This window comes from Citrobacter pasteurii, from assembly GCF_019047765.1.
In the GTDB taxonomy this organism is placed as follows: Bacteria; Pseudomonadota; Gammaproteobacteria; order Enterobacterales; family Enterobacteriaceae; genus Citrobacter; species Citrobacter pasteurii.
This window is the reverse complement of the sequence record NZ_CP077262.1, coordinates 2,004,869-2,022,353: the sequence shown is the minus strand read 5'-3', so window position 1 is coordinate 2,022,353 and position 17,485 is coordinate 2,004,869. Positions and strand designations below refer to the sequence as shown.

The following is a 17,485-nucleotide window of genomic DNA, read 5'->3' as shown; positions in this document are numbered from 1 at the left end:
ACAGCACGAGCTGTCCCTTTGTCATTTTCAGCGTTGACTACTGAGATAAAAATCATCTATCAACAGTGATTCCAGATACTGCTCATCTTCCCGTATAAAACCCACAATTACGCTAACCGCCCGCGCATAAAATCCCTTCTCATCACGCTGCAGGCAGCTATCACGGAACAAGGGTGCCCAACACATAATGTGATGATGCAAAAAGTAATATTGTGCAGATAGCGTTTCCTCTTTGGCCACCATTCTCGCCATCAAAGCCAGCTGTATAGCGATATGATCGGAAGGCTCATTTTCCTGCGCAGCCAGCCCGTGTTCAACCAACAGTACATTCATTTGTCGACGTTCTTCGGCCGCTGTTGTGTGCGGATAATGTCCCGCATACGGAGAAACACCGCCAGGCGGCGCCAGCAGAAATAACGTTGCAAAATCTGCGGCCAGCTCCAGTTGTCGGCTTTCACGACGCAGAACCTGCGTCAGGCTACGCTCCAGTTTTTTGACATCCAGCGAAAGCCCGGGGATACCCGCCAGCGACGCAAGCCACTGTCGGGTATCCTCGCTTTCAAGACGGGCGAGTTGTTTCTGCTCCAGCTCACGAAACAGCAATTGTGAAAACCACTGGTAGACCGCGGCGCGTTGCTGGAAAATAAGGTTATGCAGCATTGTCCCCCTCCTCTTTCACTGTCTCCGGCCCACCAAATCCCGTGACCGGTGGAACATGTTGCTGATAGCGTTCGACATCCACCAGCACGGTATGCGCTGAAGGCCCTTGCGCCAGTTGAGACGTACCAATATCCGCGCTCAGAACATTAGGATCGCCATAGGTACATAGCGTCCCGACTTTCCCACCTTCCAGTGGGGAATACCATGCCCCTTCATGAATGCGGATCACGCCAGGGGTAAAATCAGGGCTAATCACCACTCCCGCCAGCACCTGACCGCGCGCGTTAAAGACCCGCGCAATATCCCCGGCTTTTAACCCCCGCGCGGCAGCATCTTGCTCGCTGATGTAAAGCGGTTCTCTTCCCGCTACCGCATACGTGCTGCGAAACGCATCACTTGAGCACAACTGGGAGTGCAGGCGTTTATCCGGGTGACAGGATTGCAGGTGTAGTGGATATTTATCTTTCCTGCCCTGATGGCTACGTTCAAACGGCTCCATCCACACCGGATGCCCGGGGCAATCGTCATACTGAAAACCGGCAATCGTTTTGCTGTAAATTTCAATCAGACCTGATGGTGTGCCCAGGGGATTAAGATCGGGCTGATCGCGAAATTCGCCATGACGCACCCACGGTTGTCCCGCGGGATATTCAACATACCCTTCACCTTTCCAGAACGTGTCAAAGTCTGGCAACGTAACACCGAGCGAGGCACCCGTTTTGACCCCTTCGTCATAGAGCGCTTGTACCCACTGCATTTCATCGCGGTTTTCCCGGTATACCGACTCCTTGTTAAAACGTTTACAGAGTCCGGCAAACACGTCGAAATCATGCCGCGCTTCATATTGCGGTTTGACGACCTGATGCAGCGCCATCAGTCCCTTATTTGAATGGGTGCCAAACTGCTCAATATCGTTGCGTTCAAAGCGTGTGGTAACAGGCAGGACGATATCGGCAAAACGACAGGATGCGGTCCATTGGTGATCTAACACCACCACGGTCTCCAGTTTCTTCCACGCCTCGATCATGCGGTTGCGATCCTGCTGGGCGTGGAACGGGTTAGCCGCGCTGAAGATCGCCATTTTGATGTCAGGGTAGATTAACGTCTCACCGTTAAACGCAATCTTTTTGCCCGGCTCCAGCAGGCAATCAACAATACGTGAGGTAGGAATATGCTCGGATACGCCGCGAAAATCTGGTTTATACTTCGCCTCTGGCGGATTGTTAATGCTCCCCAGACCAGAAAGTACCGGCCCGGCTGACGTCACCGTCCCTCCGCCGTTGTAGTGCCAGCCAAACCCCACACCGCCGCCCGGTAACCCGATTTGACCGACCATACTGGCCAGCACCACCAGCATCCAGGGATACTGTTCGCCGTGGTGCATACGCTGTACGCACCAACCGCCCATAAACTGCGTCCGGCCTTTCACCAGCAGCCGGGCAAAATCACGGATCTGATCCGCGGTCAGCCCACAGATTTCAGCAGCCCACTCGGCGTTTTTCGGCTGCTTGTCTGTATCTCCCATCAGGTAGGGTAAAAACTGCTCGAAGCCGACGGTGTAGTCGTTAATAAATGCCGTGTCGTACAGTTTTTCTTCATACAGGGTATGTGCGAGCGCCAGCAGTAACGCAACATCGGTCTGTGGTCGTAACGCCAGCTGTTCACACCCCAGAAAATTTTGCGATTTGCTCCGCACCGGATCAACGCTGATGACGCGCATTTTGCCCTGGGCGACGGCCTCTTTGATCTGCTGCCAGTAGCCAAACGCGTCGTGATCGGGAACCAGAAACTCGATCTGTAGATTCTTGATCGGATCGCAGCCCCACAGTACGATGGTATTGCTGTTCTCGATAACTAACGGCAGCGAGGTTTGCTGTTCATAGACTTCAAGCGAGCCAATAACATGCGGCAAAATCACCTGCGCTGCAGCCGCTGAATAGTCGCCTACGGTCGTCACATAGCTACCATGCAGGCCGAGCCCTCTGTCCATTGCACCGCCAGCCTTGTGGTATTTGCCCACCATTTGCCAATCCGCTAGCCCGGTAAAGACGCCGGATGAACCGTAGGTTTTTTGCACCCGCTCCAGCTCTTCGTAAAACAGGTCCAGCGCCTGATCCCAGCTAACCCGCACAAAACGATTATCTCCCCGCTGGCTACGATCCGACTTCTCACGCTTGCGCAACCAGTCCAGTCGAACCATCGGATAGCGAACCCGTGAAGGGTTGTAGACGATTTCACGTACCGCATTGAGCATATCGCACGGGTATTTGTCATATTTGAACGGGCGCGTTTCCGTCCACTCGCCGTTAACCACTTTGGCTTCAAAAGCACCATAGTGTGAGCCGGACTGGATCCATTGTTCGGGGTTTTCCCCCGCCGCCCATACTTTTGATATCAGTGGATTAGGCGCCAGCGCACTGGCAGCGCCAACCGCCAGCATTCCGGTCAGAAAACGACGACGGGACGGATTAAAATCATGAATATCCATATCTTATCCTTATTATTTGTTGGGTTCAGACACATCGCTGGCGTGGGTCTGGAGGTATTTCAACAACGTACGTTCTTCCACCGGATTGAGTCGATAATACGTCGACATCGCTTTCAGTCCGGCAATCCAGCCATTGGCGGTGTATCGGGTAGCCGGCGGCGTGCTGTGACAGGCGCTACACGTCGATTGCAGCATCTGATCTGAGTACTCCCACACCGGAGTAATGCTATCGATGAGTCCCTGCGCGGAGGTCCATGCGGTCACGCTCACCTGCTGCCATTCCTGATGCGAACCTGGGTCAGTCTGGGTTTGCAGGACTTTGACGTTTTCCAGCAGTGAAGCATCCAGAACCGCGGAGAATATGCGTTTGCCCATATACTGGGTGAGCACCCGCCCACGCCCCTTGCTTTCACGCCAGCCTGTTACTTCCAACTGGACGTTGCTCCCCTCTTTTTGCAGCACCTTGACCTGGGTCGCCGGAAATAACAGCGCTTTCCCTGCTGGTGCCCCTGCCGTGGCTGTCAGTGTTTTTTCGCTTAACGAAAACAGCGTCGTCGCAGTTGATAGTTTTTCTGCCTGCTGTTGTAGCTGCTTGTAGCGATCGCGAAAACCACTGCTCATGTCCGGTTTGTGGTGCGCGATCCCTTTGTGACAGTCAATGCAGTTGCTGTCCTTCGCCGCTGCCGCCGTCATTTGCGCCGCGGCATTGGCGGATTGTTTTCCATGATCCATCGCTTCATAGCTGTGACACGATTTACAGGCTGTCGAGTTGTTGGCGCTCATCCGCGCCCACTCTCTCTGGGCGAGCTCAGACCGTTTAGCATTGAACTTTTCCGGGGTATCAATAGAAGGTGAGATAAAGGTGTGGTAGAGATCGTTAAGGGCTTCGGTTTTACGCATCAACGTCGGGACGACTCCCGGGGGAATGTGGCAATCCTTACACTCCGCTCGCACGCCAGAGGCATTACGAAAATGCACGCTGGTTTTATACTCATCTCCTGATGTGCGCATCGAGTGGCACGATAAACAAAACTCCGTAGTGCTGGTGTAATGGACTCCTTGCCATGTTCCCCAAATAACAATGGCCATTACGACTGCGCCACCTAACGCCCACCAAAGCGCGTTCTTTTTTATCCACGACATACCTGCCTCCATTTTTTTAATAGCGTCACGCTAAGGGATATTAAAAAGCAAAAATAGAGACAGCGATTTCAGATTATAGGAACAGCCTTAACTCTATGAGGCGTGTCAAAATAGCAATATGTTGAAACGTGTAATATGCCGTTATTGTTTAAACAAGGAAATTCCTCATGCTGACGCTGTCTCTCAACAGGGAAAGTCGCACCCCGCTACAATTGCAGATCTTTCAATTCTACTTTCAGGCAATTCAGCAAGGCGATTTGCTTTGCGGGGATAAACTGCCCTCTATCCGCGAGCAGGCGCAGACGTTAAACGTGGCCAAAATCACGGTGGTGATGGCGTATGAAAAACTGATGGCGGCCGGTTTTATTAAGAGCAGGCAGGGTATCGGCTATGAGGTCACATTTACGGCACCTATGCGTAGTCCCCCGGCACACGTGCCATCTGTGGAAGGCTCACCACCGATAAAGCCTAAGCCCGCCGGTGTTTCTACCGATGTTTACGCTGAAATGGGGCGTGAGTGCTATTGCCGGGTGGGCGTCCCTGACCCCAATGCGTTTCCCTGGTCAAGCTGGCGTAAATGGAATAATGCCCCCAGCGTACTTAAAGAGCAGTTACTGACCCGGTATCATTCACCAAATGGATTATTTTCATTGCGTGAGCAAATTGTCAGATACCTTAATTTATCCCGTGGCATTAATACCAGCGCACAAAATATCATCATTACTGATGGAATTCAGGAAGGATTATCACTGCTCAGTCAAATATTCATTATTCATCATGCACTAAGCCAGAATAAAAAATGTCACGTGGTCGCCGAATCACCTTGTTATTCTGGCGCATGGCATCTGTTTAATTATTATGGTGCCGATATTACGTCTATTGCCGTGGATAATCACGGGCTGTGCACCGATAATTTACCCGAAGTTGAAACCCAGCTTTGTTATGTGACACCCGCTCATCAGTATCCCATGGGCAGTGTTCTGTCACTTGAACGACGTAAGTCATTACTCTCGTGGGCACAGCGAGTGGGTGCCTGGATTATTGAAGACGATTACGACGCCGTATTTACGTATGGCGAGAATCCCCTTCCGGCACTGAAAGCCATGGATTACCACAACCGGGTTATCTACATGGGGACCTTCTCAAAAACGCTGGGACCGGGGGCACGTCTCGGTTACCTCGTTTGCCCTGATGAACTGCTGCCCGCCATTCAAAATATGAAAGCGCTGAACAACAATGGTAGCCAGTGGTTATTGCAGCAGTTTTTAGCCGAGTTAATGCAAAACCAGGTGTTTTATACCCATCTCGGCAAGCTAGCCTGCAACTACGCAGCACGCCTCGCATTACTGCGTGATGGCTTATCAACCCTGTTCCCTGAAGGAAAGATCGATGGTGCCACGGCAGGGTTACATCTCTCATTGCGCCTTAACTGGTCGCCTGACGTCATCGCAAAACTACGTCAGCGCTGTCTGCGGGCAGGGGTACGCTTTGATACATTACAGGAAATTGAAAACGGCTCAGAAACAGCCTGGCGGCAAAAAAATTCCGATGCGGTGATGTTCTTTGGTTTTGGCGGGCTGCAGGTGCCGCACCTCAGAAAGGTATTAAACGTACTGGAACAGGAAAGGTGTGCGTTATTACAGCAATAACAACGCACCTGAGTATTGCCAGAGGACGGGACAAGCGCCATCCGGCAATTTATCGCCTGGTGTTGGGCGAATTACAGCAGATCGCAGAACTGCGTTTTTTTCAGCGCCATCTCCACGCCGCGAACTTCTGCCAGCCCTTTCAGGCGACCAATCGCGGAGTAGCCCGGATTCGTTTTCTTGTGCAGATCATCAAGCATCTGATGCCCATGATCCGGGCGCATTGGGATCGGACGCAAATCACCCGCTTTCTTACGGCGTTGCTCTTCACTCAAAATGGCTGCCACCACCGATACCATATCCACATCGCCCTGCAAGTGTGCGCCTTCGTGGAAGGTTTTCGGGTTTTCTTCACGGCAGGTTGAACGCAAGTGTGTGAAGTGAATACGATCGCCAAAGGTCTCAATCATTTTTACCAGATCGTTATCGGCGCGCACGCCGTACGAACCGGTACACATAGTGAAACCGTTATTGATACTATCAACTGTTTCTTTCAGCCATTGCATATCTTCAATGGTCGACACGATACGTGGCAGACCGAGGATTGGCCGTGGCGGATCGTCAGGATGCACTGCCAGACGTACGCCAACTTCCTCAGCAACAGGCACAATCGCCCGCAGGAATACCGCCATATTATTGCGCAGATCGTCTTTGCTGATGCCGTCATATTCAGCAAGACGCGCGCGGAACTGATCCAGCGTATATCCCTCTTCGGCACCAGGCAGGCCAGCGATAATGTTGCGGGTCAGCTTTTCAATGTCGGCAGCGGTCATTGCATTGAAGTAATCCAACGCCTGACGCTGCTCTTCAGCGGTGTAATCGGCTTCTGCACCCGGACGTTGCAGAATGTGCAATTCAAAAGCCGCGAACGCAATCTGGTCAAAACGCAGTGCTTTGGATCCATCCGGTAACTGATATTCAAGGTCGGTACGCGTCCAGTCGAGGATCGGCATGAAGTTGTAGCACACAGTATCAATACCGCAGGTCGCCAGGTTACGAATACTTTGCTGGTAGTTTGCAATCCACGTCTGATATTGGCCGGATTGTGTTTTGATATCTTCGTGGACGGGGATGCTTTCCACCACCGACCAGGTCAGCCCTTTTTCGGCCAGAATCGCCTGGCGCTTTTGAATTTCTTCTACGGGCCACACTTCACCGTTTGGAATGTGGTGCAAGGCGGTCACAACACCCGTTGCGCCAGCCTGCCGCACATCATCAAGCGATACTGGATCGTTTGGTCCGTACCAACGCCAGGTTTGTTCCATTGCTTCACCTCACAAGTTGTTATACCAAATTAACCGACTTTTATGACGACTACCATACAGGCATCCGCTATACGATCAACACATCGCCCATCATTGATTGATCCAGCTCACATTACCCGGATAAATGAGGCACACCAATTCAATTTGTTGTCATATAACTTTATACTGCCATTGTTAATTAATGGTTAATCAGGTGTATTTAATGAAGACTATTGCCTCAGCGTCTCTTGCGGAAAATGTCGTGATGCCTCAGTACGATCGCCAACAGCTAAAAACGCGGATCGTACATTTTGGTTTCGGTGCATTTCATCGTGCCCATCAGGCGTTATTGACCGACCGGGTGCTAAATTCGCAGGGCGGAGACTGGGGAATTTGTGAGATCAGCCTGTTCAGCGGCGACCGGTTGATGAGCCAGCTACGCGAACAGGATCATTTATTTACCGTGCTGGAAAAAGGTGCGGCCGGCAACCAGCCGATTATCGTCGGGGCCGTCAACGAGTGTCTGAATGCAAAGCTGGATTCACTGGCGGCTATTATCGAAAAATTTTGCGAGCCTCAGGTCGCGATTGTCTCGTTAACCATTACGGAAAAAGGCTACTGTATTGATCCTGCCACGGGGTCACTCGATATCGCTAACCCGCGCATTATTCACGATCTGCAAGTACCGCATGAACCCCATTCTGCACCGGGTATTATTGTTGAGGCACTACACCGCCGACGTCAACGTGGGCTGCAACCGTTTACCGTCCTCTCCTGTGATAACATCCCGGACAACGGTCATGTGGTAAAAAACGCCGTACTGGGAATGGCGGAGAAACGCTCACCTGAACTGGCTAACTGGATTCGAGAGCACGTCAGTTTCCCGGGAACCATGGTAGACCGGATTGTCCCGGCAGCGACTGAAGAATCACTGGATGAAATTGCCCGCGAATTAGGCGTGGCAGACCCTTGCGCAATCAGCTGCGAGCCGTTTATTCAGTGGGTCATTGAAGACCATTTTGTCAGCGGCCGTCCGCAATGGGAAATGGCCGGTGTACAGATGGTTGATGACGTTTTGCCGTGGGAGCAAATGAAACTGCGGATGCTGAACGGTAGCCATTCGTTTCTCGCTTACCTCGGTTATCTGGCGGGATTCCAGCATATCAGCGACTGTATGCAGGACAGCGCATTTCGCGAAGCGGCTCATCGCCTGATGCTCAGCGAACAAGCCCCGACGCTGCGCATCACCAACGTTGATTTAGACCAGTATGCCGACAGCCTGCTGGAACGCTTTGCCAATCCGGCGCTGAAACATAAAACCTGGCAAATCGCGATGGATGGCAGCCAAAAATTACCCCAACGTATGCTGGACGGGATTCGCGTTCATTTAGCACGCCAAAGCGAGTGGCCGCTGCTGGCGCTCGGCATTGCGGGCTGGATGCGCTACGTAAGCGGGATTGATGATTCAGGTGAAATTATCGATATTCGTGACCCGATGAGTGACAAAATCCGCACTATCGTCGAACAGAGTACGGAATCAGAACGCGTCAGCGCGCTGCTTTCACTGCACGAAATCTTTGCCACTGACCTCGCACAGAACCCACGCTTCGTCGATACCGTAGAAAGAGCCTGGCAACGTATCGCCCAATACGGTGCACATCAGGCGGTCATCGAGACGTTAAAAAGTTAACGATTTCTGCCATTAAACAGGACGAAGTTCGTCTTCGTCCTCTCTGCGCTTCTCTTTTCCCCCGTTTTTCGCCAGGATTGTTAAAAGCCATCACGGTAATTTATGAATCTGGAGTAAACGTGACTAAAACCAATCTCATCACGGGTTTTCTTGGCAGTGGCAAAACCACATCTATTCTTCATCTATTGGCCAACAAAGATCCCGCAGAGAAGTGGGCCGTTCTGGTCAATGAGTTTGGCGAAGTGGGTATCGACGGCGCGCTGCTCGCCGACAGCGGCGCAATGCTCAAAGAGATCCCCGGCGGCTGTATGTGCTGCGTTAATGGTTTGCCCATGCAGGTTGGTCTCAATACGCTGTTACGTCAGGGAAAACCGGATCGACTGCTGATTGAGCCCACCGGTCTCGGGCATCCCAAACAAATTCTGGATTTACTCACCGCGCCGGTTTACGAACCGTGGATCGACTTGCGCGCAACGATCTGTATCCTTGATCCGCGCCTGTTGCTGAATGAAAAAAGCGTCGCGAATGAGAATTTCCGCGATCAGTTGGCCTCTGCCGATATTATCGTTGCCAATAAATCCGATCGTGCCACGACAGAAAGCGAAACTGCTCTGCAAACCTGGTGGCAGCACTACGGCGGTAACCGCCAGTTAGTTTATGCCGATCATGGACAGATCGACGGACACTTACTGGATTTGCCCCGACTGAATCTGACGGAGCTTCCCTCCAGTGCGGCACATACTCACCAGCATGCTGATAAAAAAGGGCTGGCAGCACTAAGCCTGCCTGCGCAGCAACGCTGGCGTCGCAGTCTGAACAGCGGTCAGGGGCATCAGGCCTGCGGCTGGATTTTTGACGCTGACACGGTGTTCGATACCATCGGCCTGCTGGAATGGTCACGTCTCGCCCCTGTCGGCCGCGTGAAGGGAGTGATGCGTATTAAAGAGGGGCTGGTGCGTATCAATCGTCAGGGTGAGGACTGGCATATTGAGACCCAAAACGTCGCCCCTCCAGATAGCCGCATTGAACTCATCTCCGATACCGAGACCGACTGGAATGCATTACAGAGTGCATTGTTGAGGCTTCGTTTAGACGCTGGCGCGTAAGGTTGCCTCCGTTTTATGGCAATGGTAAACGACGATGAAAACCCGATACCCACTAATACTCCTGCTTAATATTGCTGGTCTGGCGCTGTTTTTGTCCTGGTACCTTCCACACGGGCATGGGCTCTGGTTTTCTCTTGATTCGGGCATCTTCCACTTCTTCAATCATAAGCTGGTTGAGAGCCCGCTGTTCCTGTGGATTGTCGCGGTCACCAATAACCGGGCATTTGACGGCTGTTCATTATTGGCGATGGGCGCATTAATGCTGAGTTTTTGGTTAAAAGAAACGCAGGAAGGTCGTCGTCGTATTGTGGCGATTGGGCTGGTGATGCTGCTTACAGCGGTGATATTAAACCAACTGGGCCAGGCGCTTATTCCGGTTAAGCGCGCCAGCCCCACCCTCACGTTCGATAATATTAATCGCGTCAGCGAGCTGCTGCATATTTCAACAAAAGATGCGTCCAGAGACAGTTTTCCTGGCGATCACGGTATGATGCTGCTTATTTTTTCCGCATTTATGCTACGTTATTTCGGAAAAGTCGCAGGAATAATCGGCCTTATTATCACTGTGGTTTTTGCCTTTCCACGCGTAATGATCGGCGCACATTGGCTCACAGATATCGTGGTAGGTTCAATGACCGTCGTATTGATTGGCTTGCCCTGGTGGTTAATGACGCCATTAAGCGACCGCCTGGTTACGCTGTTTATTCATTATCTTCCCGGCAAAAATAAACAATTTTTAAACAAATAACGCAAAGTAATTAACATCATCAGGAATGCTTCTGATTTCCTGATGATATCTGCCAGGAAATTATCCTTCTGACTGTCATTCTCCTGTCATATTATTCCTGTTTAAAATGAATGAATTGCGTGTTTTTCACTCTATCTGTTCTTAATTTAGCCAATGCAGTTTATTCACTTTCTGTATCACTTTTTCTTATAAGAAATCACATAAAATCACTCGCAATGACCGGAGCGATCGGGTAATCTCAGACTCGTTTTGCCTCGCAGGATAATTGTTCACTATAAGAATAAATTTGTGCGTTCTGCCACAGATTTGACCTTAAAGAATTGTCTCATCATGCGTTGGTAATTAGTCTCGTCACGTTTGGCATTTTTTATAACGATATTTATCGTTAAGGACTTCAAGGGAAAACAAACAAAATGGTCAAATCTCAACCGATTTTGAGATATATCTTGCGGGGGATACCCGCGATAGCAGTTGCGGTTCTGCTTTCTGCATGTAGCACATCGAACACCGCGAAGAATATGCATTCTGAGACGCATGCTGTGGGTAATGGAGATAACTCTTCACTGCAAGCCTCTCAGGATGAATTTGAAAGTATGGTACGTAATATCGATGTTAAATCACGTATTATGGATCAATACGCTGACTGGAAAGGCGTGCGTTACCGCCTTGGCGGCAGCACTAAAAAAGGCATTGATTGCTCAAGCTTCGTACAGCGTACATTCCGCGAGCAATTTGGTTTAGAGCTTCCGCGCTCAACCTACGAGCAACAGGAAACGGGCAAATCCGTTTCGCGCACTAATCTGCGCACAGGCGATCTGGTTCTGTTCCGTGCGGGTTCCACCGGCCGTCACGTCGGTATCTATATCGGCAATAACCAGTTTGTACATGCCTCGACCAGCAGTGGCGTTATCATTTCCAGCATGAACGAGCCTTACTGGAAAAAACGTTACAACGAAGCTCGCCGGGTCCTGAGCCGCAGTTAATTTCGTTTGGCAGCTATCCCTTGGCTATCCTGATGAGACTTATCAAAAGCACTGCTTCGGCAGTGCTTTTTGCGTTGCGCTATATTTAAGAAAAATCTCACCATACGAATCAATCCAGGTTATAGTTTTACAGATCAAGCAGTTTAATAATAAGCAAATACCCCAGGTAAACATAAGGAACTATGTTCAGACGTCCCTCATCTTCCAGTCGAAATGTCCTTTTTACCTGTATTTTTACGGGGGTAGTCGTCGCGGTACTTGTCAGCACCCTGCAGTTTGTTGCCACCTGGCACAAACGAGATGTTAAGTACGAAACGCTTCTTTCCGATATCGATTCTTACATCAGCAGTTACCTCTCAGACCTCAAAAGCACAACAGATTCCCTGCAGCCGCTGGTCTCATACAATTGCCAACAAGTTGCCGCCAGGCTGACCGCCAGCGCAGCGTTTAACCTCAATGTACGCGCTTTTTTATTGGTAAAAGATGGTATTGCTTTCTGCTCCTCCGCAACTGGCGCGATGGACTCGCCTATTCTGTCGCTGGTTCCGAAGCTGGATCTCAAGCAAAATATCGATGTGGAATTACTGTCCGGTACCCCGATGATGCCGGACAATCCAGCGATCATGATTTGGCAGCGGAATCCTTCATTTAAGAATAGTGGCGTGTTTTCCTCACTGAATATCAATCTGGCGCCTTACCTGCTCTATACCGCCCGAGAAGATGATTTTGACGGTCTTGCAATTATTGTTGGTGATACCGCTATCACGACATTTTCATCCCAACTGATGGACGTTTCCGCGCTTCCGGAAACCACCTGGCGCCAGACAACGCTGAAAGGGATCCCGATGAAGATCCGGCTATACGCGCAAGAGTGGACGTACACTGACGTCTGGTATGCCGTCATGTTGGGATGTATGGCCGGGATCATGACCGGGTTGCTTTTGTGGTACTACAACTACGCCGTTCGTTTACGCCCGGGAAAGGATATTCTCAACGCTATCAAGCACGATCAGTTTTATGTGGTCTACCAACCGGTCGTTGAAATGCAGACGCTGGAAGTAAAAGGCGTAGAAGTATTGTTACGCTGGCGCCACCCGACAACAGGTGAGATCCCGCCAGATGCGTTTATTCACTACGCTGAATCACAGCAAATGATCGTGCCGCTGACGCAGCATCTGTTCAAACTGGTGGCCCGTGATGCCCCCGCATTAAAAAAAGAGTTACCGCAAGGCGCAAAGCTCGGGCTCAACATCGCCCCAACGCACCTGCATGGTGAGAGCTTTAAAGACGATATTCAGCGCCTGAACGCCTCCCTGCCGCCACACCATTTCCAGGTTGTACTCGAAATCACCGAACGCGATATGCTCAATCAGCATGAAGCATCAAAGTTATTTGAATGGCTACACGCTGCCGGATTCGAAATTGCCATTGATGATTTCGGCACCGGCCATAGCGCACTCATTTATCTGGAACGCTTTACCGTTGACTATCTGAAAATCGACCGAGGATTTATCAACGCTATTGGGACAGAAACGCTAACGTCTCCGGTACTGGATGCGGTGTTGACACTGTCTAAGCGTCTTAATATGCTGACGGTTGCCGAAGGGGTAGAAACGCCTGAGCAAGCCCGATGGCTGCGCGATCGCGGGGTTCATTTCTTCCAGGGATACTGGATCAGCCGCCCATTAGTGCTTGATGATTTTGTACGTTGGATGGCGCAATCCGATAAGCCAACGTGGTGATCGCACCAGGCGATTTATATATTTTCATTCGCCATCCCAACCGCTATTTCTCAGGCAAGAAGCCTGTCGGGTTGTGACAGGAAAAGGAAACCTCTGTGATATGATTCCTCGCGTACTGCTTCTGTTTATCGCCCTTATCGGGTTTAACGTTCATGCCCAATCCATCAAAGAAAGCTACGCCTTTGCCGTGTTGGGCGACCCCAAGTACGCGTTTAATTTTAATCACTTTGATTATGTTAACCCCGCAGCCCCTAAAGGCGGGCAGCTCACCCTCTCTGCCCTTGGTACCTTCGACAACTTCAACCGCTACTCGATGCGCGGCAACCCTGGCGCACGCACCGAAACGCTCTACGATACGCTGTTTACCACCTCGGATGACGAACCCGGCAGCTACTACCCGCTCATCGCTGACAGAGCGCGTTACGCCGATGATTACTCGTGGGTAGAAATCGCGATTAATCCGCGGGCCCGTTTTCACGATGGTTCACCCATTACCGCACGCGATGTCGAATTCACCTTCCATAAATTTATGACCGAAGGCGTACCGCAGTTTCGTCTGGTCTACAAAGGAACAACGGTAAAGGCAATTGCCCCGTTAACAGTGCGAATTGAACTCGCCAAACCGGGTAAAGAGGATATGCTCAGCCTGTTTTCCTTACCCGTTATGCCCGAAAAGTACTGGAAAGATCACAAGCTCAGCGACCCCTTGTCGTCTCCACCACTTGCCAGCGGCCCTTATCGCATCAGTCAATGGAAAATGGGACAGTACATTGTTTATTCGCGCGTTAAAGATTATTGGGCGGCAAACCTGCCCGTCAATCGCGGGCGCTGGAACTTTGATACCCTCCGCTACGATTACTATTTAGATGATAACGTCGCTTTTGAAGCATTTAAGGCTGGAGCGTTCGACCTGCGACTTGAAAACGATGCAAAAAATTGGGCAACCCGTTATACCGGTAAGAATTTCGCCAATCATTACATTATCAAAGACCAACAAAAGAATGAGTCCGCGCAGGACACTCGATGGTTAGCCTTTAATATTCAACGTCCAATGTTTAGTGACCGACGTGTACGGGAAGCGATTACGCTGGCCTTCGATTTCGAATGGATGAATAAGGCCCTGTTTTATAATGCCTGGAGTCGGACAAACAGCTATTTCCAGAACACCGAGTATGCAGCCAGAGGTTATCCCGATGCGGATGAACTGGTGATCCTCGCGCCATTGAAAAAAGAGCTGCCACCGGAAGTCTTCAGTCAAATCTATCAACCACCGATGTCGAAAGGCGATGGCTACGATCGTGAAAACCTGTTGAAAGCCGATACGTTACTCCAACAGGCGGGATGGATACTAAAAGGACAACAACGGATAAATATCACCAGCGGTAAACCGCTGACCTTCGAGTTATTACTCCCGGCAGGCAGCAACAGCCAGTGGGTATTGCCATTCCAGCACAACCTGCAACGGTTAGGTATTACGATGAATATCCGCCAGGTCGATAACTCGCAAATCACTAACCGTTTGCGCAGCCGTGACTATGACATGATGCCCAGGCTCTATCGCGCAATGCCGTGGCCAAGCTCAGACCTGCAAATTCTGTGGGCCTCTGAATATATAGACTCCAGCTATAACGCGCCCGGTGTGCAAAGCCCGGTCATTGATAAACTGATTAGCCAGATCATTGCCGCACAAGGGAATAAAGCCAAACTGATCCCGTTGGGGCGGGCACTGGACCGGGTATTAACCTGGAACTACTACATGTTGCCGATGTGGTACATGGCAGAAGATCGTATCGCCTGGTGGGATAAGTTTTCGCATCCGGCTATCCGCCCGATTTATACCATTGGCATCGACAACTGGTGGTATGACGTCAACAAAGCGGCGAAACTGCCCGCAGCCAGACGGCAGGGAGAATAAATGGGTGCTTATCTGATTCGACGTCTGCTGCTGGTGATCCCCACGCTCTGGGCCATCATTACTATCAACTTTTTTATCGTACAGATAGCACCTGGCGGTCCTGTTGAGCAGGCCGTCGCCGCCATTGAGTTCGGACAAAGCGGTGCGTTGCCCGGTGCGGGCAGCGAAGGTGTTCGCGCCAGCCACGCGCAAACCGGCGTTGGGAATATCAGCGACAGTAACTACCGTGGCGGTCGGGGCCTTGACCCGGAGGTTATTGCGGAAATTACCCGTCGCTACGGATTCGATAAACCCATTCATGAACGCTATTTCAAGATGCTCTGGGACTATATCCGTTTTGATTTTGGCGACAGTCTGTTCCGCAGCGCCTCTGTTCTTACGCTAATCAAAGACAGCCTCCCGGTGTCCGTTACCCTGGGGCTGTGGAGTACGCTTATCATCTATCTGGTGTCGATACCGCTTGGGATCCGCAAAGCGGTTCACAATGGCAGCCGGTTTGATGTCTGGAGCAGCGCATTTATTATTATTGGCTATGCCATTCCGGCCTTTCTGTTTGCCATTTTGCTGATCGTTTTTTTTGCCGGGGGCAGCTATTACGACCTGTTCCCGCTACGTGGGCTCGTGTCCGCTAACTTTGACGCCCTGCCATGGTATCAAAAAATTACCGATTATCTGTGGCACATTACTCTGCCAGTGCTGGCAACCGTGGTGGGTGGGTTCGCCGCGCTGACCATGCTGACTAAAAACTCATTTCTGGATGAGGTACGTAAGCAATATGTCGTTACTGCGCGTGCCAAAGGCGTTAGTGAGAAAAATATTCTATGGAAGCATGTGTTCCGCAATGCCATGTTGCTGGTAATCGCAGGATTTCCCGCCACATTTATCAGTATGTTTTTCACCGGTTCACTGCTGATTGAAGTGATGTTTTCACTTAATGGTCTGGGATTACTGGGGTATGAATCTACCGTATCGCGCGACTACCCGGTGATGTTCGGCACACTCTACATCTTCACCCTGATCGGCCTGTTGCTCAATATCCTCAGTGATATCAGCTATACGTTGGTCGATCCTCGTATTGATTTTGAGGGACGCTAATGTCGCGATTAAGCCCCGTCAATCAGGCCCGCTGGGCGCGTTTTCGTCATAACCGCCGCGGCTACTGGTCATTATGGATTTTTTTGGTGTTGTTTGGCCTGAGCATGTGTTCCGAGCTGATCGCTAATGATAAGCCGCTGTTGGTACGCTATGACGACAGCTGGTATTTCCCTCTGGTTAAAAACTACAGTGAGAGCGATTTCGGCGGCCCGTTAGCAACAAAGGCTGATTATCAGGATCCGTGGCTGCAACACCGTCTGGAGAGCCGGGGTTGGATACTATGGGCCCCCATCCGGTTCGGCGCTACCAGCATCAACTTTGCCACCGATAAGCCCTTCCCCTCTCCCCCCTCTGCGCAAAACTGGCTGGGTACTGACGCAAATGGTGGTGACGTGCTGGCGCGTATCCTTTACGGCACCCGCATCTCAATTCTGTTTGGCTTGATGCTGACCCTGTGTTCCAGCGTCATGGGGGTGATGGCCGGCGCGCTACAGGGCTATTATGGCGGTAAGGTAGACCTGTGGGGACAACGGTTCATCGAAGTGTGGTCCGGTATGCCAACGCTGTTTCTGATTATTTTGCTATCCAGCGTCGTTCAACCTAACTTCTGGTGGCTATTAGCTATCACCGTGCTGTTTGGCTGGATGAGCCTGGTTGGCGTGGTACGCGCGGAATTTCTGCGCACCCGAAACTTTGATTACATTCGCGCAGCGCAAGCGCTCGGGGTTAGCGATCGCAGTATTATTCTGCGCCATATGCTACCGAATGCGATGGTTGCCGCCCTGACCTTTTTACCGTTTATTTTATGCGCCTCGATAACGACCCTTACCTCGCTGGATTTTCTTGGGTTTGGCTTACCGCTTGGCTCGCCATCGCTGGGAGAACTCCTGTTACAGGGTAAAAACAACCTGCAGGCGCCGTGGCTTGGCATCACCGCGTTCATCTCCGTTGCCCTGCTATTATCGCTACTGATCTTTATTGGTGAAGCGGTACGCGACGCATTTGATCCCAATAAGGCGATTTAA

The 17,485-nt window shown here is 51.0% G+C and carries 13 protein-coding genes; 9 read left to right on the top strand and 4 right to left on the bottom strand.

The features are described from left to right. Positions 1–27: 27 nt before the first annotated feature. From torD to torC, 3 genes are read right to left on the bottom strand one after another with little or no spacing between them, the layout of a single operon-like run. On the bottom strand, positions 28–660 hold the full coding sequence (gene torD, locus I6L54_RS09705; RefSeq protein WP_005129256.1) for a molecular chaperone TorD: 633 nt from the start codon (positions 658–660) through the stop codon (positions 28–30). Continuing rightward, positions 650–3,148 (bottom strand): trimethylamine-N-oxide reductase TorA, encoded by a 2,499-nt coding sequence (torA, locus tag I6L54_RS09700; RefSeq protein ID WP_005129258.1) that lies wholly within the window; start codon positions 3,146–3,148, stop codon positions 650–652. Before torA ends, torD begins: the two co-directional genes overlap by 11 nt. A 12-nt stretch (positions 3,149–3,160) precedes the next feature. Continuing rightward, positions 3,161–4,291 (bottom strand): pentaheme c-type cytochrome TorC, encoded by a 1,131-nt coding sequence (torC, locus tag I6L54_RS09695; protein WP_040230604.1) that lies wholly within the window; start codon positions 4,289–4,291, stop codon positions 3,161–3,163. Positions 4,292–4,458: 167 nt separating this feature from the next. Between torC and pdxR the strand changes: the two genes are divergently transcribed. Beyond that, on the top strand, positions 4,459–5,940 hold the full coding sequence (gene pdxR / locus I6L54_RS09690; RefSeq protein ID WP_040230603.1) for a MocR-like pyridoxine biosynthesis transcription factor PdxR: 1,482 nt from the start codon (positions 4,459–4,461) through the stop codon (positions 5,938–5,940). A 71-nt stretch (positions 5,941–6,011) separates the two neighbouring features. Here pdxR and uxuA read toward each other — a convergent pair whose 3' ends face one another. After that, positions 6,012–7,202 carry a mannonate dehydratase gene (gene uxuA / locus I6L54_RS09685; RefSeq protein ID WP_040230602.1) on the bottom strand — a complete coding sequence of 397 codons (1,191 nt, stop codon included), beginning with the start codon at positions 7,200–7,202 and terminating at the stop codon, positions 6,012–6,014. A 202-nt stretch (positions 7,203–7,404) separates the two neighbouring features. Between uxuA and I6L54_RS09680 the strand changes: the two genes are divergently transcribed. From I6L54_RS09680 to I6L54_RS09645, 8 genes are all read left to right on the top strand, one after another. Beyond that, positions 7,405–8,871 (top strand): mannitol dehydrogenase family protein, encoded by a 1,467-nt coding sequence (locus I6L54_RS09680; RefSeq protein WP_040230601.1) that lies wholly within the window; start codon positions 7,405–7,407, stop codon positions 8,869–8,871. Between the two features lie 119 nt (positions 8,872–8,990). After that, positions 8,991–9,977: a CobW family GTP-binding protein gene (locus I6L54_RS09675; protein WP_005129264.1), complete on the top strand. Its 987-nt coding sequence runs from the start codon at positions 8,991–8,993 to the stop codon at positions 9,975–9,977. Positions 9,978–10,011: 34 nt separating this feature from the next. Continuing rightward, the gene (locus I6L54_RS09670) at positions 10,012–10,725 is read left to right on the top strand and encodes a phosphatase PAP2 family protein (RefSeq protein ID WP_005129267.1); all 714 of its coding nucleotides are present in this window, start codon (positions 10,012–10,014) and stop codon (positions 10,723–10,725) included. A 413-nt stretch (positions 10,726–11,138) separates the two neighbouring features. After that, complete coding sequence (mepS, locus tag I6L54_RS09665) at positions 11,139–11,708, top strand: bifunctional murein DD-endopeptidase/murein LD-carboxypeptidase (protein ID WP_040230600.1); 570 nt, start codon at positions 11,139–11,141, stop codon at positions 11,706–11,708. Positions 11,709–11,890: 182 nt separating this feature from the next. Continuing rightward, a complete protein-coding gene (locus I6L54_RS09660; RefSeq protein WP_040230599.1) occupies positions 11,891–13,450 on the top strand; it encodes a cyclic di-GMP phosphodiesterase in 1,560 nt (519 codons plus the stop codon). A 100-nt stretch (positions 13,451–13,550) separates the two neighbouring features. Beyond that, a complete protein-coding gene (locus I6L54_RS09655; protein ID WP_040230598.1) occupies positions 13,551–15,365 on the top strand; it encodes an extracellular solute-binding protein in 1,815 nt (604 codons plus the stop codon). Further along, entirely contained in the window at positions 15,366–16,460 is a 1,095-nt protein-coding gene (locus I6L54_RS09650; protein ID WP_040230596.1) for a microcin C ABC transporter permease YejB, read from the top strand. After that, positions 16,460–17,485: an ABC transporter permease gene (locus tag I6L54_RS09645; protein WP_005129278.1), complete on the top strand. Its 1,026-nt coding sequence runs from the start codon at positions 16,460–16,462 to the stop codon at positions 17,483–17,485. The genes I6L54_RS09650 and I6L54_RS09645 overlap by 1 nt, the downstream gene beginning before the upstream one ends.